General features: G+C 71.5%; 24 protein-coding genes. 8 read left to right on the top strand and 16 right to left on the bottom strand.

The genetic code is table 11. The annotated features are described in order from the left end of the window. Positions 1–2: 2 nt before the first annotated feature. Genes EER30_RS28500 through EER30_RS28490 form a run of 3 tightly spaced genes read right to left on the bottom strand, consistent with a single transcriptional unit; the run spans position 3 to position 3153 of the window. The gene (locus tag EER30_RS28500; protein ID WP_127503695.1) at positions 3–1343 is read right to left on the bottom strand and encodes a right-handed parallel beta-helix repeat-containing protein; all 1341 of its coding nucleotides are present in this window, start codon (positions 1341–1343) and stop codon (positions 3–5) included. Continuing rightward, positions 1340–2344 carry a glycoside hydrolase family 26 protein gene (locus EER30_RS28495; protein ID WP_127503694.1) on the bottom strand — a complete coding sequence of 335 codons (1005 nt, stop codon included), beginning with the start codon at positions 2342–2344 and terminating at the stop codon, positions 1340–1342. The genes EER30_RS28500 and EER30_RS28495 overlap by 4 nt, the downstream gene beginning before the upstream one ends. Beyond that, positions 2341–3153, bottom strand: a complete 813-nt coding sequence (locus EER30_RS28490; RefSeq protein ID WP_127503693.1) for a polysaccharide deacetylase family protein — start codon at positions 3151–3153, stop codon at positions 2341–2343. Before EER30_RS28490 ends, EER30_RS28495 begins: the two co-directional genes overlap by 4 nt. Before the next feature lie 160 nt (positions 3154–3313). Here EER30_RS28490 and EER30_RS28485 point away from each other — a divergent pair, with 160 nt between their 5' ends. Together EER30_RS28485 and EER30_RS28480 are read left to right on the top strand one after the other, a co-directional pair. Next, entirely contained in the window at positions 3314–3532 is a 219-nt protein-coding gene (locus EER30_RS28485) for a hypothetical protein (protein WP_127503692.1), read from the top strand. A gap of 68 nt (positions 3533–3600) precedes the next feature. Continuing rightward, entirely contained in the window at positions 3601–4257 is a 657-nt protein-coding gene (locus EER30_RS28480; RefSeq protein WP_127503691.1) for a hypothetical protein, read from the top strand. Here EER30_RS28480 and EER30_RS28475 read toward each other — a convergent pair. Continuing rightward, complete coding sequence (locus EER30_RS28475) at positions 4240–4707, bottom strand: ScyD/ScyE family protein (protein WP_127503690.1); 468 nt, start codon at positions 4705–4707, stop codon at positions 4240–4242. The genes EER30_RS28480 and EER30_RS28475 overlap by 18 nt on opposite strands. Positions 4708–4802: 95 nt before the next feature. Here EER30_RS28475 and EER30_RS28470 point away from each other — a divergent pair, with 95 nt between their 5' ends. The 3 genes from EER30_RS28470 to EER30_RS28460 all read left to right on the top strand — a co-directional run bounded on the left by EER30_RS28470 (position 4803) and on the right by EER30_RS28460 (position 10264). Beyond that, positions 4803–5459, top strand: a complete 657-nt coding sequence (locus EER30_RS28470) for a nucleoside/nucleotide kinase family protein (protein WP_127503689.1) — start codon at positions 4803–4805, stop codon at positions 5457–5459. A gap of 18 nt (positions 5460–5477) precedes the next feature. Then, positions 5478–6662 carry a metallophosphoesterase gene (locus EER30_RS28465; protein WP_127503688.1) on the top strand — a complete coding sequence of 395 codons (1185 nt, stop codon included), beginning with the start codon at positions 5478–5480 and terminating at the stop codon, positions 6660–6662. A 119-nt stretch (positions 6663–6781) separates the two neighbouring features. Continuing rightward, on the top strand, positions 6782–10264 hold the full coding sequence (locus tag EER30_RS28460) for an ATP-binding cassette domain-containing protein (RefSeq protein ID WP_127503687.1): 3483 nt from the start codon (positions 6782–6784) through the stop codon (positions 10262–10264). On the opposite strand, the gene EER30_RS28455 is transcribed toward EER30_RS28460, so the two are convergent. The 3 genes from EER30_RS28455 to EER30_RS28445 form a co-directional block, all read right to left on the bottom strand. Further along, positions 10249–10935, bottom strand: coding sequence for a hypothetical protein (locus EER30_RS28455; RefSeq protein ID WP_127503686.1), 687 nt, complete (start codon positions 10933–10935; stop codon positions 10249–10251). The two genes, EER30_RS28460 and EER30_RS28455, sit on opposite strands and share 16 nt — an antisense overlap. 152 nt (positions 10936–11087) lie before the next feature. Beyond that, the gene (locus tag EER30_RS47355) at positions 11088–12212 is read right to left on the bottom strand and encodes a hypothetical protein (protein WP_164842508.1); all 1125 of its coding nucleotides are present in this window, start codon (positions 12210–12212) and stop codon (positions 11088–11090) included. Between the two features lie 139 nt (positions 12213–12351). Further along, the gene (locus EER30_RS28445; protein ID WP_240670352.1) at positions 12352–13302 is read right to left on the bottom strand and encodes a S1C family serine protease; all 951 of its coding nucleotides are present in this window, start codon (positions 13300–13302) and stop codon (positions 12352–12354) included. A 703-nt stretch (positions 13303–14005) separates the two neighbouring features. Here EER30_RS28445 and EER30_RS28440 point away from each other — a divergent pair. The 3 genes from EER30_RS28440 (at position 14006) to EER30_RS28430 (ending at position 15715) form a co-directional block, all read left to right on the top strand. Beyond that, on the top strand, positions 14006–14332 hold the full coding sequence (locus EER30_RS28440) for a peptidoglycan-binding protein (RefSeq protein ID WP_127503685.1): 327 nt from the start codon (positions 14006–14008) through the stop codon (positions 14330–14332). A 10-nt stretch (positions 14333–14342) separates the two neighbouring features. Beyond that, positions 14343–15050 carry a TIGR03089 family protein gene (locus EER30_RS28435; RefSeq protein WP_127503684.1) on the top strand — a complete coding sequence of 236 codons (708 nt, stop codon included), beginning with the start codon at positions 14343–14345 and terminating at the stop codon, positions 15048–15050. A 62-nt stretch (positions 15051–15112) separates the two neighbouring features. Continuing rightward, on the top strand, positions 15113–15715 hold the full coding sequence (locus tag EER30_RS28430) for a class I SAM-dependent DNA methyltransferase (protein WP_164842507.1): 603 nt from the start codon (positions 15113–15115) through the stop codon (positions 15713–15715). Positions 15716–15776: 61 nt separating this feature from the next. On the opposite strand, the gene paaE is transcribed toward EER30_RS28430, so the two are convergent. Genes paaE through paaN form a run of 9 tightly spaced genes read right to left on the bottom strand, consistent with a single transcriptional unit; the run spans position 15777 to position 23867 of the window. Continuing rightward, positions 15777–16829, bottom strand: coding sequence for a 1,2-phenylacetyl-CoA epoxidase subunit PaaE (gene paaE, locus EER30_RS28425; RefSeq protein ID WP_127503682.1), 1053 nt, complete (start codon positions 16827–16829; stop codon positions 15777–15779). 1 nt (position 16830) lies between these two features. Beyond that, positions 16831–17322, bottom strand: a complete 492-nt coding sequence (gene paaD / locus EER30_RS28420) for a 1,2-phenylacetyl-CoA epoxidase subunit PaaD (RefSeq protein ID WP_127503681.1) — start codon at positions 17320–17322, stop codon at positions 16831–16833. Then, entirely contained in the window at positions 17316–18185 is an 870-nt protein-coding gene (gene paaC, locus EER30_RS28415; protein WP_127503680.1) for a 1,2-phenylacetyl-CoA epoxidase subunit PaaC, read from the bottom strand. Before paaC ends, paaD begins: the two co-directional genes overlap by 7 nt. Positions 18186–18193: 8 nt before the next feature. Next, positions 18194–18481: a 1,2-phenylacetyl-CoA epoxidase subunit PaaB gene (gene paaB / locus EER30_RS28410; RefSeq protein WP_127503679.1), complete on the bottom strand. Its 288-nt coding sequence runs from the start codon at positions 18479–18481 to the stop codon at positions 18194–18196. After that, positions 18478–19407, bottom strand: coding sequence for a 1,2-phenylacetyl-CoA epoxidase subunit PaaA (gene paaA / locus EER30_RS28405; protein ID WP_127503678.1), 930 nt, complete (start codon positions 19405–19407; stop codon positions 18478–18480). The genes paaB and paaA overlap by 4 nt, the downstream gene beginning before the upstream one ends. Then, positions 19392–20255, bottom strand: coding sequence for a 3-hydroxyacyl-CoA dehydrogenase family protein (locus tag EER30_RS28400; protein WP_127503677.1), 864 nt, complete (start codon positions 20253–20255; stop codon positions 19392–19394). Before EER30_RS28400 ends, paaA begins: the two co-directional genes overlap by 16 nt. After that, on the bottom strand, positions 20252–20980 hold the full coding sequence (locus EER30_RS28395; RefSeq protein ID WP_205650455.1) for an enoyl-CoA hydratase/isomerase family protein: 729 nt from the start codon (positions 20978–20980) through the stop codon (positions 20252–20254). The genes EER30_RS28400 and EER30_RS28395 overlap by 4 nt, the downstream gene beginning before the upstream one ends. After that, positions 20977–22179, bottom strand: a complete 1203-nt coding sequence (locus tag EER30_RS28390; protein ID WP_127503675.1) for a thiolase family protein — start codon at positions 22177–22179, stop codon at positions 20977–20979. Before EER30_RS28390 ends, EER30_RS28395 begins: the two co-directional genes overlap by 4 nt. Positions 22180–22196: 17 nt before the next feature. After that, complete coding sequence (gene paaN / locus EER30_RS28385) at positions 22197–23867, bottom strand: phenylacetic acid degradation protein PaaN (protein WP_127503674.1); 1671 nt, start codon at positions 23865–23867, stop codon at positions 22197–22199. Positions 23868–23939 lie beyond the last annotated feature (72 nt).

Genomic DNA, 23939 nt, shown 5'->3' with positions numbered 1-23939 from the left:
TTCTAGCGCTTCAAAGTCGACGTCCGGTCGAAGGTGGTCCGGGTCACCCACTGGTCGTAGGTCACCGAGGCCTCCGACCAGCTCCCGTTCAGGATGCCGAAATGGTTGCCGCCGGTGTCGTACGTGTTGTCGTCGATGACCATGTTCGGGGAAGCGCCGTCGTCGATCTGCAGGCGGTAGACGGCGGCGTTGTCGTTGCGGGTCACCGTGTTGCCGGTGATGTGCAGGCCCTCGATGCTGCCGGCGAAGTCGCCGCCGGTGGCCAGCAGGAACGTGAAGCGTTGCAGGTCGCTGAAGGTGTTGCCGCTGACCGTCAGGCCGGCCGCGCAGCGCAGCACCAGGCCCGTGTCGCTCGTGAAGCCGGCCGGCCCGGTCCCGCCGATCACCCGGTTGTCGCTGAACACGTTGTCGGAGCAGCCACCGGCGTTCGCCGTGCCGGTCTCCATCACACCGTCGTTCGTCTCGAACGTGTTGCCGGTGATCGTCGTGTTCGCGGCGTCGTAGATCTCGATCCCGCCGCCGTCGACCCCGTAGTCCTGCGACGGACCGTAGTTGCGGCGCACCGTGTTGTTCCGGAACACCGGCCCCGGCGAAGCGGTGATGAAGGTGGCCGACAGCCCGTACCCGCCGAAGTCGTCGCTGTCCTGATCGGTGTTCTGGATGATGCGGTCCTGGTCGTGCACGTTGTTGCCCTCGACCACCACGTTGCGCCCGCCGCGGCTGATCGAGATGCCGGCGCCGTTGTGGAAGACCTCCGAGCCGGTCACCTCCACGTCCTGCGACTCGGTCACCAGAACGCCGTAGCAGCCGACCTGCTTGCCGGTCGCGTTCTGGCCGTGGCTGTCGCGCACGGTCACGCCGCTGATCGTCACCGAGCTGGTCTTGTGCACCCGGATGCCGCTGCCGTGGTCGCCGGTCACGTTCACGTCGGCGTCCGGGTTGGGCACGCAGCCACGCACGGTCAGGTCGGCGATCGTCGTGCCGATCGCCGTGATCAGCACGACGTCCCGGGTCCCGGACACGCCCTCAACTGTTGCCCGCTCGCCGGGGGCGCTGCGGACGGTCAGATCCGGCCGCGAGACCTCGAACGGCGCGTACGTCCCCTCCCGTACAAAAATCTTGGAACCGCCCGGCGCCGAATCGACCGCGTGCGTAATGCTGCGCCAGGGGTCGGAGGGGCCACCGTCGCCGTCGTCGTCCGAGCCGCGCGTCGACACCCAGTAGCCCGGTCCCGCGGCCGCGACGTCCGGCGGCGCCTCGTGCAGGTAGGCCCGCAGAGCGACCGCCGCGGTGCCGGCCAGCAGCAGCACGATGACCAGCGCCAGCCATCGCCGGCGGGTCACCCGGTGAAGACGGGGTCGCTCGACATCGCCTTGTAGGCCGCCAGCGACGCGGCCGTCGAGTCGATCCGCCATTTCTCGCGCGAGCCCGGATGCGTGTCGGTGTCGAACCAGACCACCGCGCCGACCGCCGGATGCTCCTTGACCCACTCGCGGAACGAGGTGATCCAGTCGGGCTTGGTCGTGCCGCCGCGGTCGACCGCCGACACCTCGGTGATCATGATCGGTTTGCGGGTCGCGTACGTCTCGTAGAACTCGTCGAACATGGCCGACGGGGTCTGGGCCTGGGCGTAGCCGGAGACACCGGCCCAGTCGACGTACTCGTCGCCCGGGTAATACCTCGTGAACGCGTTCCAGGCCTCGTCGGGCCGCGAGTTCCAGTTCGGGCTCCACACCCACGAGACGTTGCTCGCGCCCTCCTCGCGGAAGATGCGGTGGATGCGCCGATAGGCCTTGACATAGCCCGCGGTGTCCTTGTTGTTGTCGGGACCGCCCCAGTCGTAGAAGGCCCGGTTCATGTCCCAGCCCCAGCGCAGCAGCGTCGGCCGCTTGCGCTCGGCCAGGCGTCGCGCGGCGCGGGCGATCAGTTTGTCCGACGAGCCGCCATTGACCTTCTTGTACGCCGGTCCGCGCCACGACACCATCAAGGTGCTCTCCGGCGGCACGTAGGACAGCGTCACCGGCAGCTGATCGGTCCACGAGTAGTAGCGGTGCACGATGCGCTCCGGGTGTCCGAGCTGACGGCGGCGCAGGTCGATCCCCGCCGCCGGTTTCAGGCCCCGCAGATCCACGTACGCCCCCAGCATGACCGCGCCGTACTCCATCGGCACGGGTCCGCCGCCCGACGTGACGATCGGCGTGGGGACCGCGGAGGGGTCCGGGGTCCGCGGCGAGTGCGACACGACCGGCGGCGGCTCCTCCTCCTCGGCGCGGTATTGCCTGCACCCGGCCAGCGGCGCGGCGACGGCCAGGGCGCCCAGGCCCAGCAGGCTGCGGCGCTTCACGTGAGGTTCCTTCCGAAAGCGCGGGCCACCCTGCGCACCGCGCGCCAGCCGGGCTGCGCGAGCTGTTTGACCCGCGGCACCAGGCCGGTCTCGCCCGTGCGCACAAGCTCGACCAGGTCGGCGCCGCTGTGGGCGGGGGTGGGCTGCAGACGGGGCACGGCGAACCTCTTCTCCGACGGCGTGTGCAGCCGGCGGCCCACCTCGGTCGCGTTCTCGTGACCGGTGTCCGCGACGAGGTCCCGTACGCGGCGGCTGTTGTAGCCGTGCGGATAGGCGAACGACCGCACCGTGAGTTGCAGGCGCTGTTCGAGCTCGTCGTGGCTGCGGGTGAGCTCGTCGCGCAGCTGAGCGGCCGGGAGGACGTCGAGCGGGTGGTGGATCAGGCTGTGGTTGCCGATCTCGACGCCCGCCGCGGCCACCTCGGCCAGTTCGTCCCAGGTCAGCATCGGCCCGAAGGCGGAGGCCCAGCGGCCCATCCAGCTCGCCGTGCCACCGAGGTGACCGACCGACGCGTAGAGGGTCGCCCCCGCCCCGGCCTCCTTCAGGATCGGCACACCCTCGGTGAGGAAGTCGCGATAGCCGTCGTCGAAGGTGACCGCGAGCAACCGTTCGGTGCTGCCGGCGGCCAGCCGGTCGAGCGCCTCGGTGAGGCCGGTCAGGCGGTACCCGGCGGCGGTCAGTGCGTGCAACTGCTCCCTGAGCAGGGCGGGCGGCACCGCCAGGTCGCTCATCGGGCCACCGACGGCGGACACGGAGTGGTACATGAGCGCCGGGAGGGTGCTCCAGCCGGGCCTTGTCGTCACGGTCACGCGGTCGCCCTCGTACGCCTGGTGGTCTGGGATTCCACGCTAGGTGGAACCGGGGCGCGTGATGCCGGTTTCGCCGATTTCTCCCTCCACCGAAAGTCGTAGTCGCGGTCCGGCTCCAGCCAGAGGCGCGCGGACCCCCTCGCCCGCCAGGGTGGGGAGCATGACAATCGACCTGCTCCGCGGCGCCGAGGCCACCGGCCAGGCGGCCGTCGTGCTGGGCGCCACCCTGCTGCCGGCGGCCTGGCCCGGCCTCGACCCGGCCGTCACCGCTGTGCTGGTGGCGATGTTCCTGATTCTCTCCGTGGGCATCTACGCGTTGCACGCGGTGACCTTCGACTTCCTCCGGATCACCGGGCGGCGAGTTTTCTCCAACGAGTGAACCTTCGCTCCGTCGCGCCCGTACCCCCCGGCAACACCGCTTCTTCACCACCCGGGGGGCGACGCGACATGTTCCGTCTGATCCATTTACAGGCCGAAAGCGGCATTCCGCGCATCAGCGTGGCCTCCGACGGCTACGCCAGTGCCCGCAGCGCCCTGACCCGATATCGCAGCGCCCCCGCCGCATATTTCGGGGTCGGCCGCTTCGACCACGAGGGCACCCTCGCCGAGATCATTCTCGACCGGCTGTGCGGCCCGCTCGGCGACTGCCCGCGGCCGGCCACCCTCGTGCACGCCGCCACCTATTACCGCCTGTGCGAGACCTGCGCGACCGGGCTCGACGTGCTGACCGTGTCCGAGCTGGCCCGGCTGCTGGGCATCGCCTGCCGGCTGGGCCCCGTGCCCGCCCGCGCCGGCCGGCACGCCGCCCACGAGGAGCCCTCACCGGCCGGCAACCGGATCGCCCGCGACTTCGCCACCCGCGTCGACGACCCGCAGTGGCGCCGCGAGCTCTGCGTCGAGCTGGTCCAGACCCCCGGGGCAGTGAACGGCCTGCTCATCGGGGTCGGCGCGCTGACCCACCGCGACGTTCTCGACCTCTACCCGCGGTTGCGCGCCCTGGCCGACGAGCTGCCGGCCGCCGTACGGGAGGAGTTGTCCCGGGCGACGGCGCGGCCGCTCTCCCCCGCCGGTGTGGCCGGGCTGCGACTAGGGCTGACGCGCTAACCGGGGCCCCGGGCCCGCGAGCTCGAGCACGTAGAGGCCGTCCGGTCGCCAGGTCAGGCCGGCCACCGCGGTGAAGCCACCGGCGTACACCTCGGGGGGTTGACCCGGCACGACCCGCCACACCCGGGCGCGGCCGGGCGGGAACGGGAAGCCGGTCAGCTCGCCGACGTAGAACGCGCCGTCCGGCCCCCGCGTGACCGCGCTCGGCACCGGGCGCATCAGCACCGGCGTGCCCCGCGGTGTGCCGTCGGGCAGCCGGGCCGGGGTGGGCACCAGGCGGCTCGGGAAGGTCGCCACGACGACGCGGCGGCCGCGCGGCGTCAGCCGGATCAACGTGTCCCCCTCGGTCACGTAGACCCGGCCCCGACGGTCGGCTGCCTCGTCGTACGGTCCGGCCGGAACGTTCATCGGACCCGCCGCCAAGGCAGCGACCAGCGCAAATGCGATCATGTGCAGCCCCCGTTCCCCGTCCCACCGGTATAGCCCGGGTCCCCCGCCGCCGGGCCCGGTCAGTCGTCGATCCGACCGGCGCTACCGTGACCGCCATGACGCTCACGTTCGAGGCGTTGACCTCGCGGGCCCGCTCGCTCGTCGCCGACGGGCGGCGCGCGGTGCTCGGCATCGCGGGGCCGCCCGCCGCCGGCAAGACCACGCTGGCCGAGCATCTCGTGGCCGCGCTGGCCCCGGCCCCGCCACCCGGGCTGACCGCCGGGGCGTGGGTGGCGCACGTGCCGATGGACGGCTTCCACCTGGCCGACGTCGAGCTCGAACGGCTCGGGCGGCGCGACCGCAAGGGCGCCCCGGACACGTTCGACGCTCTCGGCTACGCGGCCCTGCTGCGCCGGCTGCGTGCGGACGAGGACGAGGTGATCTACGCCCCCGGCTTCGAGCGGGTCATCGAGCAGCCGATCGCCGGGGCTGTCCCGATCGCGCGGGCGGCCCGGCTGATCGTCAGCGAGGGCAACTACCTGCTGCTCGACGATCCCGCGTGGCGGCCGGTGCGGGCGTTGTTCGCCGAGGTCTGGTACGCCGACCTCGACGGGCCCGAACGGCTGCGCCGGCTGATCGACCGGCACGTGCGCTTCGGCAAGGACGAGACGGCCGCGATCGAGTGGGCCACCGGCACCGACGAGCGCAACGCCGAGCTGATCGCGGCCAGCCGCGACCGCGCCGACCTGGTCGTTCCCGCCTCACTGATCTGAGGTGTCATAGTTCAATGCGTGTCCGTGGGTGAAGCAGTCGAGACCGAGCCGCGCCGCCGTCGGCCGGGCCGTGTGATCCGGTTCGCGCTGACCCTGACAGCGGTGTTGCTGCTGTTGTTCGGCGTGCCGTGGTGGACCCTGTTCGCCTCGGGCAACGACTGGCCGACCGGGGTCTTCGTCGCCGGCACGGTGATCTTCGCGGCCGCCCTGGTGGTGTTCCCGCTCGCGATGTTCTCGGGGCACGGCCGCCATCATCGCGACGGGCCCGCGATCCTGGGCGACACCATGCTCGGCGTCGTGTGGCAACTGTTCGTCTGGTCGCTGCTCGGCCAGGTGCTCGGCCTGGTGCTGTGGGCGTTCGGCGTCGATGACCCGGCCCGCTCGCGCGTCGCGACCGTCGCGGCCGTCGCCGTCGCGGTGATCCTGCTGGTCTGGGGCTTCGCCGAGGCCCGCCGCGTGCCGCGGGTCCGCCGGGTCGACGTGGTCGTGCCGCGGCTGGGTGCCGGGCTCGACGGGTTGCGGCTGGTGCTGCTCACCGACACCCACTACGGGCCGATCGACCGGGCCCGCTGGTCGCGGCGGGTCACCGAGGTGGTCAACACGCTCGACGCCGACGTGGTCGCGCACACCGGCGACATCGCCGACGGCGAGGTGGCCCAGCGCCGCGAGCAGGCGGCGCCGCTGGGCGACATCCGCGCGGGGCTGGCCCGGGTCTACGTGACCGGCAACCACGAATACTTCAGCGGCGCCCAGCGCTGGGTCGAACACATGGCCTCGCTCGGCTGGGAAGCCCTGCACAACCGTCACCTGGTGGTCTCGCGCGGCGGCGACTCGCTGGTCGTCGCGGGCGTCGACGACCGCACCGCGGCGGGCTCGGGCGTGCCCGGTCACCACGCCGACCACGAGGCCGCCCTGGCCGGCACCGACCCGTCGCTGCCGGTGCTGCTGCTGGCCCACCAGCCGGCCCAGATCGCCGGGGCGGTCGCGCACGGCGTCGACCTGCAGATCTCGGGCCACACCCACGGCGGTCAGATGTGGCCGTTCCACTACCTGGTGCGCCTCGACCAGCCGGTTCTGCAGGGGCTGTCGCGCCACTCCGAACGCACCCAGCTCTACACCAGCCGGGGCACCGGCTTCTGGGGCCCACCGTTTCGCATCTTCGCGCCCAGTGAGATCACTCTGCTGACGTTGCGAGCGGGCTGACCCACGGCGGTCGATGGTGATGGGCGCCATGCCCCGCGCGCCGTAATTGCGTTGAAGACCTTCGGTCGGGCGATGAAGGATGGGGGCACCGCCCCCACCCCGACCAGAGGACACCATCAATGCGCCTGCTTCGCGACCTGTGGGCCACCTCGAGAAGCCGATCGCTTCTCGCCGCGGCTCTCATCCTTCTCGGCGCAGCCGGGTCGGCGGGTGCGCTGGCGTTGGCCGGCCAGGTCCTCGTCAACCGCTCCATGCCGCTGTTCGTCGTGCTCGCCGGCGCCCTCGTCGCGTCGGTGCTCAGCGACGTCTTCGTCGGCCTGGTCGCCGCCCGCCTGACCGCCGACTGGGCCGCCCGCGTGCGCCGCGGGCTCAACCGTGTCGCCTTCGGACAAGACGTGCCGACCCTGGAGAACACCCCGGTCGGCGAGCTGCTCGACCGCATCGACTCCGACGTCTACCAGGTCGGCGCCGAACTGCGCGGCAGCGGCGTGCGCATCGCCCAGTCGATCGCCGTGGCGACGCTGTCGATCGTGACGGCGTTCTTCGTCTGGTGGCCCGCGGGCATCGGCATGGTGCTCGTGTCACTGCTGCTCTACGCGGTCATGAACAAGCCCGTCCGGCGCATCTCGCCGCTGCGCATCTCCGAGGAGGAGGCCTGGTCCGACCTGGCCGCCGTCATGGAGGAGTCCGTGCACGGCCAGGACGACGTGCGCACCAGCCTCGCCGCTCCCTACGTCCGCCGCCTGTACGCCCGGCGCGCGGCCGAGGTGCTGCGGCGCGGGCGCCTCGTGTGGCATTCGTCGTCACGCATCACGATGGGGGCCGGCGCGATCACCCGTACGCTGATCGCGGTTCTGGTCGTGGTCGGCGCGTGGGCGCTGATCGGCGGGCACATCGACGGCGCCCGGCTGACGGCCGTGTGGCTGCTCGCCCTCGGCTTCGGTGGCACCCTCGAACACGTCACCCGCATGGTGCCCGAACTGCAGAACGCGCTCGGCGCCTGGAGCCGCGTGCAGCTGCTGCAAGACGTGCCGCAGGAACCCACCGAGGGCGTGCCACCGGTCGACGGCGACCTGGTCGTCCGCGACCTGACGTTCCGCTACGGAGAGTCGGACAGCACACGGCCGCCGGCACTGAGGCAGGTCAACCTGACCTTCGCGCGCGGACGGTCGTACGCGCTGATCGGGCGCACCGGGTCGGGCAAGTCCACGCTGGCCAAGGTGCTCACCCGGGCGGTCGACGTGCCGCGCGGAACCGTGTTCCTGGGCGGGGTCGACCTCAACGACCTGAACGTCGAGGGTCTGCGCCGATGGACGGCGATCGTGCCGCAGCGTACGGAGATTCTCGCCGGAACGCTGGCCGAGAACATCGCGCTGTTCGACCCCGATCTGCTCCCGCGCGCGGCCGACGCGCTCGAGGAGCTGGGCCTGACCGCGTGGGCGAGCAGCCTGCCCGAGGGCATCGACACCAAGCTCGGCGAGGGCGGCTACAAGCTGTCGGCCGGTCAGGAACAGCTCGTCGCGTTCGCGCGCATCCTCGTGCGCGACCCACAGGTGGTCATCCTCGACGAGGCCACCGCGCGGATGGACCCGGTCACCGAGTCGTGGGTGCAGCGCGCCACCGACCGGCTGCTCACCGGACGCATCGGCGTCATCGTGGCGCACCGGCTGTCGTCGGTGCAACGCTGCGACGAGGTGGTCGTGCTGGCCGACGGCGAGGTGCTCGAGGCCGGTCCGCTGCGCGAGTCGCGACGGTTCGCCGAGCTGATGGCCAGCAGCAACGTGGCCGTGCCCGCGGCGACCTCGGGCGGCGGCGCGCTGCTGGTCGAGGAGCACGACTGGGACACCGCCGCCCGCGTCGAACTGGGCGCCGAGACGCTGGCCAACACGCTGCCGCCGGTCGACCCGCCGCCGCTGCCCGAGGCCCCGCGCGCCCGCACGATGCGCGAGATCGCCCGCCTGACCATGAACGACAAGCGGTACGGGCTGGGCGCGGTCGGGCTCTTCGTGATCCTCGTGCTGCTCGGCCTGGACGGCGCGATCCTGCCGCTGCTCTGGGCCAACGTGGTCGACGGGCTGGGCAGTCCGCTCTACCCGGCGGTCGGCATCGCGGTGGGTCTGCTCGTCGCGATCCCGACGCTCTACTACACGGGCGCCTGGTTCCCGGAGTGGTGGGTCCGCCAGATGCTGCGGATCAGCATGCGCCTGGTACACGGCCAGATCGGTCCGCGCCGGGTCAGCAAGCACACCCCGGCCGAGGTGGTCGCCCAGGGCGGCGACACCGAGCGCGTGGTCATGCTGGCCGACAACCTCATCGACAACGCGACCAGCCTGGTCATGGTGGTCGCGATGACGTGGGCGTCCCAGTCGTTCGTGCCGGCCCTGTTCTTCCTCGGCACGATGGTGGTCTCGGGCTTGGCGGCCACGCTGTTCGGGCCCAAACTCGAAAAAGCAGCCCGGCGTACGGTGGCCGCCCGCGCGGCGTTCGCAACAGCGCTGGTGTCGTCGCTGTCGGCGGCGCGCACGGTCAAGCTGGCCGGCGCGACCAAGCCGGTGCTGGACCATCTGGCCCGGCTCGACGGTGTGCGCAGCGACCTGCAGCGCCGCGAGATCGCCATTCAGGTGTGGGCGCGCTCGACCCCGTCGATCGCCAGCGGGCTGCTGCCGATCGCGGCGTGGGCGCTCTACCTGTCGGGCTCGCTGTCGGCCGCGGCCACGCTGATCGCGGTGGCGGTGCTGGGGGCGGCGCGGTGGTTCGCGTGGACGACAGCGTCGCTGGTGTCGCAGTTCCCGTCGGCGCGGGTGTGGACCCGCCGCACGGTGGCGATGACGGGCGTGGCCGACTACTCGTCGGACGTGCCCGGGGTCGACCTGTCGGCCGGAACCGCTCCGGCGCCCCCGACCGCGCCGCGCAATCCCCTGCGTACGCTGGAATTGCGGGGCTTCAGCGCGGTGCACGAGAACGGCACGGTGGGCGCGCAGGACATCGACCTGACGGTGGAACGCGGCCAGCTCGTGCTGGTGGTCGGGCCGGTCGGGTCGGGCAAGTCGTCGCTGCTGCGGGCGCTGGCCGGCATCGTGCACCACGACGGCGCGCTGCGCTGGAACGGCGAACCGGTCGACGAGCCCGAAGTGTTCCTGCGGCCCAACCAGGTCGGCTACGTCGCCCAGCTCCCGCGGGTCCTGTCGGGCACGGTCGCCGACAACATCCAGCTCGGGCACGAGGTCGACGCGGCCGACGCCGTGTCGACCGCCCAGCTGGAACACGACCTGGCGGCCACCGGCGGCGGACTGCAGCTGCTGATCGGCCACAAGGGAACCCGGTTGTCGGGCGGCCAGCTTCAACGGCTGGCCCTGGCCCGGGCGCTGGCGCCGCGTACGGAGCTACTGATCGCGGACGACGTGTCGTCGGCGCTGGACGTCACCACCGAGCTGGAGCTGTGGCGGGCGCTGCGCTCGCACGGTGTCACAGTGGTGGGATCGACGTCCAAGCGGGCGGCGCTCAGCCAGGCCGACCGGGTCGTGGTGCTGATCGCCGGCAAGGTCGAGGCGCAGGGGACGTGGCCGGAGCTGGAGGACCGCTGGGGTCACCTGGCGGGCTGATCTCCCGGGCCGGGGTGTTCGCTGCGGCCCGGGATCTCGCTGCGGCCCGGGATTGCGCTCCGGTTCTGGCGTTCGCTCCGGTTCTGGCGTTCGCTCCGGAAGAACTGGTTCGCCGGGCGGGTCAGCAGCAGCACGGTGGCGGTGATCGCGCCCAGCAGCACCAGCGCGATCACGGCGAGGATGACGCCGCCGTACAGATCGGAGACCGTTCCGGAGTCGAGCCGGACGAGGGTGGCGCGGAAGGCGTCGCCGGGCAGACGGTTCGGTCCGTCGGGAGTCTCGGGCTCGGACGCGAAGAAGGCGAACACGCCGGCACAGCAGCCCAGCAGGCCGAGGACGATCGGGACGCCGAGGCCGATCAGGGAGAGAACGCGGGCCACCTGGCTGCCGCGCCGCGTGTGGATCGCCGTCCAGCCCAGCCACAGGGCGTACGCGATCGCCGGGACGGAACGGAAGAACGCGGCGAACCGGTTCGAGTCGCGCGCATCCGCGATGAGACCGGGGTCCTCGGGGTGGATCGTCGCCGCCGTGACGATAAGGCCGTCGTAGTGGACGGCGTAGATCACCGACGCGACGACGTGGATCAGCAGGGCCGCTACCAGCGCCAGCTGGATCCGGAAGGCGGCGGTGACCACTGTGGGCCGTGGGTTCGGGTTGGCTGACGTCGTCACCACCGCACGCTAAGGCCGCGTCTCTCCGGGTGTCTGCCAGCGTCGGCCACAGTTGCGTCAAGCTTCGCGGGCTTCACGAACTTCATGAGCTAGCCGGCCGCGGCTCGGCTTGGAAGGTCGAGGCGCGGCCGGGTTCCTTGCTCCGCCGGGAATCAGTTAGCGGGTGGCTGGTCGGGCGCTGCGCTTTCGGTCGGTGCCGTGCCTTCGGTAGGCGCGACGCCTGGCACGACGCTTTGGTCGGTCGTTGCTGCCGGGGTCGAGTCGGGTGCGGCTGGAGGCGGGAAAGCTGCGACCGGCGGGGGCGGAGGACCGTAGGCAACAGACGGCGGGCCCCAGGGAACCGGCGTCGGATAGCTGGACGCGGCTGGGTAAGCCGGGTAGTTCATCGCCGGCTGCGGCGGGTAAGGCGTCGCCTGCTGCGCCGGGTAGGGCGCTGCGGATTGCGGGTACTGCGGCGGGTACGGCGTCTGGCTCTGCGGCGGGTACGGCGCCTGGTACTGCGGCGGGTACGGCGTCTGGCTCTGCGGCGGGTACGGCGTCTGGTACTGCGGCGGGTACGGCGTCGCGTACTGCGGGGCCGGCGAGTGGGAGAAGCCGAACCGGTGCGGCTGAGCGAGGTGGCGCTCGGGGCGGAAGAAGCGGTTCGCCTGGCCCGTCAACAGGAGAGCGGCCGTGGCGACCGCACACAGCAGGATCACGACGGCGAGGGTGGTGAGGATCGCCTGGTAGGCGATCGACCAACCGCCGGTGTCGAGGCTGTAAAGGGTGTCGTAGAACTTGTCGCCGGCCTCCGAGCCCGGGAAGCCGTCGGTGAACTCCTCGTCGGGGTACGGCCCCTCCTCGATGCCGCCGGCCAGACCGACGGCGAACAGCCCGAAGAAGCCGAACAACCCGCCCGCCAGGCAGACCAGCACGAAGAAGACCACCGGGGCGCCGAAACCGACCAGGGTGAGCACGCGAGCCACGTGACTGCCGCGGCGAACCCACACCAGCGTCAGCCCGAGCCACACGGCGAGGATCGTCACCGGGATGACGGTGGCGAGCATGCCGGTCACGTTGAACCCGCGTTCCGCGGAGACGTCGTCGACGTTGCCGGGATGGATCAGAGCCGCCCGGTCGATCAGGCCGTCGTAGTGGATGGCCTCGATGATCGACGTGACGGCTGCGAGGAGCAGGGCCACGACCAACGCGAGCTGAAGCCAGAAGGCGACGTTGACCACCGATGGCCGCGGGGGCGCGGGCGGTGCGGTGGCCGGGGAGACGGGAGCCAGAGTCACGAGCGCACGGTACGGTCCCGTTCCCGCGCACGGCAGCCCCGGTCGGCCACTTTTTGATCAAGCTTCCGGGTCTACAGGGGAGGAACCCGGCCGCGGCCTCGTCCGGGGGGAGGCGCGAGGCCGCGGCCGGGTGGCTTGATCAGCGGCTCTGCGACTCCATCGCCTTCACGGCCGCGACGACGGTGTCGGCCGGGATCGCGAAGCCGACGCCGATGCTGCCGGTGGAGTCCTGGCTCGCGGTGGCGATCGCGACGTTGATGCCGATCACGTGACCGGACAGGTCGACCAGCGCGCCGCCGGAGTTGCCCTGGTTGATGGCCGCGTCGGTCTGCAGCAGGCCGGTGAGCTTCTCAGTGCCGCCGCCGGTGGCCGACTCGGTGGCGGTGTCGATGCTGCGGTCGAGGGCCGAGACGATGCCCGAGGTCACCGTGTTCTCGAGGCCGAGAGGCGCGCCGAAGGCCAGTACGGTGTCGCCCACGGCGACGCTGTCGTCGGCGCCGAACGTGACCGGGGTCAGACCCGAGAGCCCGGACGCCTGCACGAGCGCGAGGTCGTGGGTGGTGTCGGTCGCGACGACCTGGGCCGGCACGGTCTGGCCGGTGGAGAGGCGCACGCTGACGGTGCCGTCGCTCTCGATGACGTGGTTGTTGGTCAGGATCAGCCCGTCCGACCGGATCACGACGCCGGAGCCGAGCGAGGTGGAACGGGCGCCGTCGACCAGCACGGTGACGACGCTGGGCTGCACCTGCTTGACGAGCGCGGCCAGGTCGCCGCTCTCGGTGACGGTTGTGGCACCGGCGGCCGTCGCGCTCGTCGCCGCGGCCGGGTGGTCGACCAGGAAGCGCTCGGCGACCACGCCGCCGGCCGTGCCGCCCGCGGCGATCAGCGCGAGCACGGCGGCCCCACCCGCCACCCGGCGAGGCCAGCGCCGATCACCGGAGGAGCCCGAAGGCGTCGGCACGAACGGGGGCGGCGGAGGCGGCGTCAGATCGTCGTGGTCGCCGCCGTAGCCCCGACCGTAGCCGCCGTACGTCTGGTCGTTCCCGCCGGAGTTGCCGGGTTCCGTGCTCCGGGTCATCACATCGGTCATGGCGACGCCTCGATTCGTTGGCTGATGCCCCAACACTGACCCCGAACCTTGTCGGCAACCGGTGAGCCGTCTGTGCGTTCTCTGAATGCCGTACGTCACCCCCAGCCGCGCCTCCCCCTGATTCGCACGCCCTGCTCCGCTCACCCAAACCCCGCCTTCGCCCCCGTCGATTCGCCCCCGACCCGCGTGCCGTCCGCCCCAACCACGCCCCCGACCCGCGTGCCTTCCTCCCGAATCGTGCTCTCCCCCGATTCACGCGCCTCCCTCCAACAGACTGAACATTTCGGACACTGCGGCGCCTGCCGACCGCCTACAAGTTGCGCGCGAGATGCCGTACACGGAAAGGTTTTGACTGATTTGTCAGTTTTGTGGCGAGAGTCTTGGCGGTTCGCGCTCGACCGGCGTGACGAGGAGGTGCCGCTCTCGTTGAGGAAACCGAGCGACGGAATGGCCGCCGTCGCCTTCGGGACTTGTACCTGCTGTGCACGCAGCGGGGATTTTCGTGGACGCCCCGCCGCGCGGTCCCATTGATTGACAGCAAGCAATACAGAGGCTCTGGTGACCTGGTCGGAAGCTCGATCCGCCCGGTCTGAGGGGTCGGCCGAAAGTCGCATCGCCGGTTCCGGCTTCCGGCCGCCGGTCCGATGCCGGGCCCAGGTCGCCGCCCGATGCTGGAATCACCCCCACAAGCAGGAGGCTTGAGATGTCCGCACGAGGAATGCTCACCGTGGTCGGCACCGCGGTCGGCGGTCTGATCGGCTGGAACGCACCCCCGCCGCCCGACCCGGACTGCGTCCGTGAACTGCTGGCCGAGCTCGGCATGCGGGTCGGCGATTCGGACGCCGAGCTGACCGAGGCCGTACGCCTCTTCCAGGCTCGTACCGGTTTGCAGATCGACGGCGTCGCCGGCCCACGCACTGTGCACCTGCTGACCAGGTATGCGATGAGGCGACGTTCGCACCGTCTCGAACTCGCGGCCTGGCCCGGATCACCCGCGCGAGACCACGGCCCGCACCCGATCGCGGCCTAGAGTTGCCAGCATGACGGCGGGGGACCTGATCACCTACTTCGACGACGCGACCGGTGAGCGCTTCGGGCTGACCGCGGGCGAGCTGGGCAGCTGGACGGCGGCGACCGCCGCGCTGCTCACCGAGGGTTGCGGGCTCGGCCCCGGCAGTTCGGCCGCGGTGCTGCTGCCGCCGCACTGGCAGAGTGCCGCCGTGCTGCTCGGCGCGTGGTCGGCCGGCCTCGAGCTGTCGATCCGTGAGTGGGCGACGGCCGGTCTGCGCCCCGCCGGCGACCCGCTCGACGTCACTTTCGTGGAGCGCCGCCGCATCGGCAACTGGCTCGACGAGGTTCCCGCCGGTCGGCACCAGTTCGTGCTCGGGCTTGAGCCGCGCGGCGCCGCGACCGCCGAGGTGCCCGACGGATATCAGGACTTCGTCACCGCCCTGCGCCCCTACCTCGGCGCGCATCCGCCACACCACGCCGTGGAGGAGCATCGGGCCGCGGTCACCGACGGCACGACCTACCGGGAGTACGCCGAGGTGGCCTCCGCCGTGGCCCAGCAGCACGGCATCGGCCCCGGCGACCGGGTGCTGATCGACACCGCCGAGCAGGAGCAGCCGTTGATCTGGCTGCTGGCCCCGATGTCCGTCGGTGCGACGATCGTCCTCTGCGCGCACCTCGACGCCGCCCGCCTCGACGACCGCATCGCGACGGAGCGGGTGACCCGGGTCCTCCGATAATTCGTCCACTGCGGACGATCGCCTCATGGAGTGCGATGCATTCTGCGGGTAGCCTGCCGCGCATGGAGGTCTTCGATCAACTCGCCGAGAAGTACCAGGGCGAACACAGTCATAATCCGTTCCAGTCCGCGCTGGTCGAGCGGATCGCCGCGCTGCTTCCGGGCGGCACGTCGGTGCTCGATCTCGGCTGCGGGACGGGGGTTCCGACGGCCAAGGTGCTGACCGAGTCGGATCACCGGGTCGTGGGTGTGGACGTCTCCGAGGGCATGCTGCGGCTGGCCCGCGAGCAGGTGCCGGCCGCGGAGTTCGTGCACGCCGACTTCAGCGCGCTGGCCGACGACTTCGGTCGTTTCGAGGCCGTGACCGCGTTCTTCTCGCTACTCATGCTCAGCAAGGCCGACATCGAACGCACGCTCGACAAGGCGTACGGCTGGCTTCAGCCGGGTGGCTATCTAGCCATCGGCATGGTCAACTTCGACGGCGACAGCCTGCCGTTCGAGTTCCTGGGCGTTCCGGTGACCGTTTCCGGTTACCTGCAGCCCGACCTCGCCGCCGTTCTGGAGGCGCACGGCTTCACCGTCGACAGCATCGAGACCGTGTCGTTCACCCCCGCCGACGGCCCCGAGGAGAGCCAGATCTTCGCCCTCGCCCGGAAACCCGCCTGACGTTTCGCGTGGGCGGTGCACGAGGCACCGCCCACGATCTCAGGCGTCTCTCACTCGTCTCTCACTCGTCGAACGTGACGGTCACCTTCGGCGACGCCGGGATCGACTGGCAGGTCAGCACGAAGCCGGCGGCCACCTCGCCCGGTTCGAGTGCGAAGTTGCGCCGCATCGTCACCTCCCCCTCGACCACGCGCGCCCGGCACGTGCCGCACACCCCGCCCTTGCAGGCGAACGGCAGATCGGGCCGGGCTCGCTGGGCGCCGTCGAGCACGGTGTCGCCCTCGGCCACGCTCACAACGGTCGACCGGCCGTCGAGCAGCACGGTCACCTCACTGCTCTCCCCCGGCGGCGACGCTTCCTCCCGTACGGGTTCCGGCGGCGCCTCGTCGACCCAGAAGAGCTCGCGGTGAATGCGCTCGGGCGCCACTCCCGCTTCCCCCAGCACCTCGGTGGCGTCCATGACCATCCCGTACGGTCCGCAGAGCCACCAATGGTCCACGGCGGGCACGTCGAGCAGCAACGGCAGCAGCGTGCGCAGCTTCTCGCCGTCGAGCCGGCCGCTGAGCAGGTCGACCTCGCGCGCCTCCCGCGACAACAGGTGCACGAGTTCGATCCGCGACGGGTGGCTGTCTTTGAGGTCGGCCAGTTCCTCGGCGAACATCACTGTCTCGGCGCGCCGGTTGCCGTAGAGCACGGCGATCTCGGTCTTGGGGTTGCGCAGCAGCGACGTGGCGATCGACAGCACCGGCGTGATCCCGGACCCGGCCGCGATCATGACGTGCCGTACGCCCGCTTCGACGTCGGGCGTGAACGTGCCGGACGGCGGCGCCACCTCGACAGCGTCGCCGGGCCGCAGCTCGTGCACCAGCCATCCGGAGATCACTCCGCCCGGCACCTCGCGCACACCGATGCGGGGCCGCGCGCCCGCCGGGGCGCAGATCGAATAGGACCTGCGCTCGTCGCGTTCGTCGCCGGGTCGCCGTAGGGTCAGTGATTGCCCGGCCCGGAACGCGTAGAGCTCGGCCAGGTCGCCCGGCACGTCGAAGGTCACCGCGACCGCGTCGGAGCAGAGCCGCTCGACCTCGGCGACCCGCAACGCGTGGAAGTCGCGCACGTCAGATCTCCTTCACGTGCTCGAAGGGTTCCCGGCAGGCCGGGCAACGCCGCAGCTCGCGGCAGGCGGTGGCGCCGAACGCGGCGAGCCGCTCGGTCGACTGTTCCCCGCAGCGCGGGCAGGCAACGTCGTCGTCACGAACTCCGAGCACCAGCGGCACCGGCCCGGCAGCCCGGCGTGGCGCCGGACCGGGCGGGGCGATCCCGGCCGCGACGAGCTTGGCCCGGCCCGAATCGGAGATCCAGTCGGTGGTCCAGGCCGGGGCGAGAATCGTACGGACATGGGCTTGTGAATAGCCCGCGTCGTGCAACGCGTGCAGCAGGTCGGTCCGGATCGTCTCCATCGCCGGGCAACCCGAGTACGTCGGCGTGATCGTCACCTCGACCCCGTCGCCGGTCTCGCGCACGTCCCGCAGAATCCCCAGCTCGGCCAACGTCAGCATCGGCAGCTCCGGGTCGGTGACGGTCGCCGCCACCTCGGCCGCGCTCACCACACACCCCCCGGAGTTGCCCGCGCCAGCCCTTGCAGCTCGGCCAGGATCTCGTTCAGCTCCTCGCCGTGAGCGCCATCGCGCCCCTTCGACGTCGCAGCCTCAACGGCCTTGGGCATCTCGAGAGTGGCGGCGCTCAGCACCTGGGCCAGGACCGCGTCGAACTCGGCACGCAGGGAGGCCGGGTCGACAGCCACGCCGGCCAGGCGAGCATCGACGTCGTGGGTTTCGAAAAGCTCGTCGAGAAACGGCCACACGGCGTCGATGGCGGCCTGCATGCGCTGGTGGGACAGGTCGGTGCCGTCGCCGAGACGCACGGTCCAGCCGGCCGCGTAGTCACGGTGGTAGGAGACCTCCTTAACCCCTTTCGCGCCGATCGCGGCGAGGACCGGGTCGCGGCTGGCCGACAGGTGGTCGAGCAGGGCGAGCCGCCACGTCGAGAAGACGAGCAGGCGGGCGATCAGGTGGCCGAAGTCGGCGTCGACCCGCTCGGTCAGCAGCACGTTGCGGAAGTCGCCCGGCTCGCGCAGGTAGGCCAGCTCGTCCTCGTCGCGGCCGGCGCCCTCAGCCTCCCCCGCCCGGGTCAGCAGCAGCCGGGCCTGGCCGAGCAGGTCGAGGGCGATGTTCGCGATCGCCATCTCGTCCTCGAGCTCGGGTGCGCGGGTCACCCACTGTTGCAGCCGGTGCGACAGGATCAGCGCGTCGTCCCCGATCATCAGGCAGTAGGCGGCCAGGTCAGCGCCGTCCACCCCCTCGGGAAGAGCGGTCGGCACCCCGGCGAGCGGATCCGAGAAACCCGTCCCGTACGCCCATCGTGCGTCATCGTCATGGTCGGTCAGTGCCTGGTAGGCATCGTCGAAGGACATCGTCGGCCTCAGATGTGCGGAACCGAGTCGGGAATGGAGTAGTGCGTCGGGTGCCGGTAGACCTTGTCACCGCTGGGCGCGAAGAACGCGTCCTTGTCGTCGGGGCCGGACGCCACCACGTCGTCGGAGCGCACCACCCAGATGCTGACGCCCTCGTTGCGACGCGTGTAGAGATCGCGGGCATGGTGCAGCGCCATCTCGTGGTCGGCCGCCCGCAGCGAGCCGACGTGCACGTGGTTGAGGCCGCGCTTGGCCCGCACGAACACTTCGTACAGGGGCCATTCGTGCTGGATCATGTCGCCGCCCTCTTTCCGGCGTGGGCCGCCGCTGCTTCGCGGACCCACGCGCCTTCCTCATCGGCCCGGCGCCGGTTGGCGATCCGCTCGGTGTTCATCGGGCCGTCGCCGGAGATCACCCGCTTGAGCTCGGACCAGTCGATCGCGCCGAAGTCGTGGTGACCGCGGTCGTCGTTCCAGCGCAGGTCGGGGTCGGGCAGCGTGACGCCGAGCGCCTCGGCCTGCGGCACGCTCATGTCGACGAAGCGTTGCCGCAGCTCGTCGTTGGTGTGCCGCTTGATCTTCCAGGCCATCGACTGGGCCGTGTTCGGCGATTCCGCGTCGGGCGGGCCGAACATCATCAGGGACGGCCACCACCAGCGGTTCACCGCGTCCTGCACCATCTCGCGCTGGGCCTCGGTGCCGCGCATCATCGTCATCAGCAGCTCGTAGCCCTGCCGCTGATGGAACGACTCCTCCTTGCAGATGCGGATCATCGCCCGGGCGTACGGCCCGTAGGAGCTGCGGCACAGAGGCACCTGGTTGCAGATCGCGGCGCCGTCGACGAGCCAGCCGATCACCCCGACGTCGGCGAAGCTCAGCGTCGGATAGTTGAAGATCGACGAGTACTTCTGGCGGCCCTCGATGAGGCGGCGGGTCAGATCCCCTCGGTCGGCGCCGAGCGTCTCGGCCGCCGAGTAGAGGTAGAGCCCGTGACCCGCCTCGTCCTGCACCTTGGCCAGCAGGATCGCCTTGCGGCGCAGCGACGGCGCCCGGGTGATCCAGGCGCCCTCGGGCTGCATGCCGATGATCTCGGAGTGCGCGTGCTGCGCGATCTGCCGGATCATCGTCTTGCGGTAGCCGTCGGGCATCCAGTCGCGCGGCTCGATCCGCTGATCCTTCTCGATCGTCGCGGTGAACGTCTGTTCGCTCATGACGCCTTCCATTCGAAGAATCCCTGCCCGGTCTTGCGGCCGAGTTCGCCGCGGGCCACCTTGTCGCGCAGCAGCCGGGGCGGGGCGAACCGTTCGCCGAGCTCGCGGTGCAGGTGCTCGGCGATGGCCAAGCGCACGTCGAGGCCGACCAGGTCGGTGGAGCGCAGCGGGCCCATCGGGTGGCGGTAGCCGAGTTCCATGGCCCGGTCGATGGCGGCCGGGTCGGCAACGCCCTCCTCGAGCATGCGGATCGCCTCGAGGCCGAGCAGCACCCCGAGCCGGCTCGTCGCGAAGCCGGGCGAGTCCCGTACGACGATCTCGGTCTTGCCCAGCCCGGCGACCCACGACCGGGCACTCTCCCGAGGGCCGTCTCCGGTCTCGGGGCCGGTCACGATCTCGACGAGTTTGCTGGCCGGCACGGGGTTGAAGAAGTGCATGCCGAGGAATCGGGCCGGGTGGCGCAGCCCCTCGGCCAGACCGGCGATCGACAGGGAGCTGGTGTTGCTGGCCAGCACCGCGTTGTCGCCGACGATCTCCTCAGCGGCGGCGAGCACACGGATCTTGAGTGCCGCGTCCTCGGGGACGGCCTCGACCACGAGATCGGTGTCGGGGCTCAGCCCGGCGATGTCGTCGACCAGCAGCAGCCGTTCGAGCACGCCGTCGGTGGGTTCGGTGAGCGCGCCCTTCTCGGCCGCGCGCAGCAGGCCCATCGCGACCCGGTCACGGGCGGCCGTGGCGGTGGCCGGGTCGCGTTCGACCAGGCAGACCACCGAGCCGGCCACGGCGAAGACCTGGGCGATGCCCGCTCCCATGCGCCCGCCCCCGATGACGGCGACGCGCTTGGGGACGACCGCGATCACGACCGGCCCCCGGCAAGAAAGGCGTCCATGCGTACGCGTTTTTCCTCGGACTCGAACAGGATCGCTTGAGCCAGGTCGTCGGTGAGCGGGTGCCCGCCACCGTCGGCGACCAGCTTGGTCAAGCGCAGGGCGAGGCTGCCCGAGCGGGCCATGCGGTCGAGCAGCGTGTGGGCCCGCTTGAGCAGCTCGCCGGCCGGGACGACCTCGGCGACCAGCCCGAACCGCAGCGCGGCGTCGGCGTCGAGCCGAGTGCCGGCCAGCAGCACCTGCTTGGCGATCGAGGCCCCGACCAGTTCGCGCAGCCGCCAGCAGGCGCCGGCCGCCGCGAGGATGCCGAGGCCCGGTTCCGGGTTGCCGAAGACGGCCGTGGGCGTGGCCAGGCGAACGTCGCAGGCGTAGGCCAACTCGGCGCCGCCGCCCAGCGCATAGCCGTCGACCGCGGCCACGGTCGGCATCGGCAGCTTGGCGACGCGGTCGAAGAGGCGGCTGTTGATGCCCTGCAACGCCTGCTCACGGCCGCGTTCGCGAAGTTCGCCGATGTCGGCGCCGGCCGCGAACGTGCCGCCGTCGCCGGTGATCAGCAGCAGCCGGGGTCGTTCCTCAAGGGACGCGCAGACGTCGTGCAGCTCGGCGATCATCGCCGCGTTGATGGCGTTGCGCGCCCGCGGGCGGCGCAGCGTCACCACGACCCGATCGTCGAGCTCCTCGACGGCGAGAGTGCTCACGGCCGCTCCACCAGCATCGCGACGCCCTGGCCGACGCCGACGCACAGGGTCGCGAGGGCGCGGCGGGCGTTCTCGCGCTCCATGCGCCCCAGCAGTGTGACCGTCAGACGCGCACCCGAGCAGCCCAGCGGGTGGCCGAGGGCGATCGCGCCGCCGTCGGCGTTGACCTTCTCGTCGTCGAGCTTGAGCCGCCGGATCACGGCCAGGGACTGCACCGCGAACGCCTCGTTCAGCTCGACGGCGTCGAGGTCGCCCACGCCCCACCCGGCGCGAGCAAGGGCCTTCTCGGTGGCGGGGACCGGGCCCAGGCCCATGAGCTGCGGTGCGACCCCGGCGCTGGCGCCCGTGACGATGCGGGCGCGCGGGGTCAGACCGTACCGCTCGACCGCCTCTTTGCTGGCCACGACGAGCGCGGCGGCACCGTCGCTGAGCGGCGACGACGACGCGGCCGTGACGACCCCACCGGGCCGGAAGACCGGGCGCAGGGAGCCGAGCTTCTCGAGAGTGGACCCGCGGCGCGGGATCTCGTCGGTGGTCATGTCGCCCACCGCGACGATCTCGCCGTTGAAACGGCCGCCGTCGATCGCGGCGATCGCCCGCTCGTGGCTGCGCAGGGCGAACGCGTCGCTCTCGGCGCGGGTGATGCCGTCGAGGGCGGCGACCTCCTCGGCCGTCTCGCCCATGCTGAGCGTGACGCGCCGATCTTCCGGACCGGTGCCGGCCTGCTTGTCGTGCGCCTTGAACAGCGGGTTGGTGAAGCGCCAGCCCAGCGACGTGTCGACGACCTCGCCGGGACGCGCCCACGGGGTGCCCGGTTTCTGCATGACCCAGGGGGCGCGGGTCATCGACTCGACACCACCGGCCACGATCAGGTCGGCCTCGCCGGCCCGGATCTGGTTGGCCGCCGAGACGATCGCGGTCAGGCCGCTCGCGCAGAGACGGTTGACCGTGTAACCCGGGACCGTGTCGGGCAGCCCGGCCAGGAGTACAGCCATGCGGGCGACGTTGCGATTGTCCTCGCCCGCCTGGTTGGCCGCGCCGAGCACGACCTCGTCGATCGCCTCGGCGGGGATGCCGGCCCGGGCGACCGCCTCGCGGACGACGAGACCGGCGAGGTCGTCGGGGCGCACGCCGGCGAGCGAGCCGCCGTACTTGCCCTGGGGGGTGCGGACGCCGCCGACGAGGTAGGCCTCAGCCATGAAGATGCCTCCGCTGCTCAGACGTGGTGACGGGACTGGAGGGTGAAGAACCGGCCGGTGACGAAGTGGTCGTCGGACAGCGAGGCGGTGGCGGCCGGGTTGGCGCCGGCGCCGTGCAGGTCGCTGAACGCGGCGGTCTGGTTGACGAACACGCCGCCGGTCAGGTTTTCGGCGAGGTGCACACCGGCGTCGAGGGCCGCTTCCCGCGCGGCGGCGAGCACCTCGGCGTCGGTCGAGTGGACCAGGGCGGTGAGCGCGCCATGGGCTCGGACGGTCTCGGTCAGGACGCGAAGGCTGTGTTCGGTCGACTCGGTGGCGATGACGAACGAGACCGGCCCGAACCACTCCCTCGTGTAGGCCTTCTCGTCGGCCGCGTCGAGGCGAACGACCACGGGCGTACGGATGGTGGCGCCGGGATTCTGCTCGTCGGTGACCGCGGCCGTCGAGCGGATGACGCTGGACGCGCTGTCGGCCTCGGTCACGCGGGACAGGACGCCGTCGTTGACGATCGCGCCGAGCGTGCCGGCCGCGCGCGCCGGGTCGCCGAGCAGCTTGTCGAGAGCGGCGGCCAGGTCGGCCCCGAACTCGTCGACGCTGCGGTGGCCGGCGTCGGTCTCGATGCCGGACTGGGGGACCAGGATGTTCTGCGGGGTGGTGCACATCTGCCCGCTGTAGAGCGAGAGCGAGAAGGACAGGTTGCGCAGCAGGCCCTTGTAGTCGTCGGTGGAGTCGACGACGACCGTGTTGAGACCGGCCTTCTCGGTGTAGACGACGGCCTGGCGGGCGTTGGCCTCGAGCCAGTTGCCGAACTCGCTGGAACCGGTGAAGTCGACGATGCGGACGTCGGGGTGGGTGGCCAGGGTGGCCGCGATGCCGTCGCCCGGCTCTTCGACGGCCAGGGTGACCAGGTCGGGGCTCTGACCGGCCTCGGCGAGCACCTCGCGGCAGATCTGCACGGTGATCGCCAGCGGCAGCACGGCGCCCGGGTGCGGCTTGACGATGACCGGGTTGCCGGTGACCAGGCTGGCGAACAGGCCGGGGTAGCTGTTCCAGGTGGGGAACGTGGTGCAGCCGATGACGAGGCTGACGCCGCGGCCGACAACCGTGCTGGTCTTGCTGAGGCGCAGCGGGTCGCCGCCGCGCTGCGGCTTGCTCCACTCGGTCGTGGCCGGGATGCGCGTGGTGGCCGACAGGGCGTAGGCGACGGCCTCGAGGGCGCGGTCTTGCGCGTGCGGGCCGCCGGCCTGGAAGGCCATGACGAAGGCCTGGCCGGTCGTGTGCTGAACGGCGTGGGCCAGCTCGAAGCTGCGCGCGTTGATCCGCTTGATGATCTCGGCGGCGACGCCGGCGCGGCCCTCGGGCCCGACGGCGCGCCAGGCCGGGGTGGCGGCCCGGGCGGCGGCGACCAGGGCCAACGGGTCGGCCTTGGGGTAGCTCAGGCCGAGCTCGAGGCCCCACGGCGAACGCTCGGTCGACACGACGCCGGTGGCGCCCGGCACGTCGATGGGGAAAGGCTTGCCGAGCAGGGCCTGGAACGCGGCCGCACCCTCGGGGGCGGCCGTCTCGCCGTAGACCGACTTGCTGGGCGACTCGGGGAAGGCCGACCAGTAGTCGCGGACGGTGGTCGCCCGGACGGCCTGGGCCAGCAACTCGGCATGCGTCTCGTAGAACCCGGCGGGGGTGGTCATTCCTGCGCTCCCTTGCGCTCGCGTGCCATCATTATCTACCGTCCGGTCGGTCGGTAATCAACCCCGGGAGCG

The sequence above is a fragment of the Actinoplanes solisilvae genome, assembly GCF_003999975.1.
Classification (GTDB): Bacteria; Actinomycetota; Actinomycetes; order Mycobacteriales; family Micromonosporaceae; genus Actinoplanes; species Actinoplanes solisilvae.
This window is presented reverse-complemented; position numbering and strand designations above follow the sequence as displayed.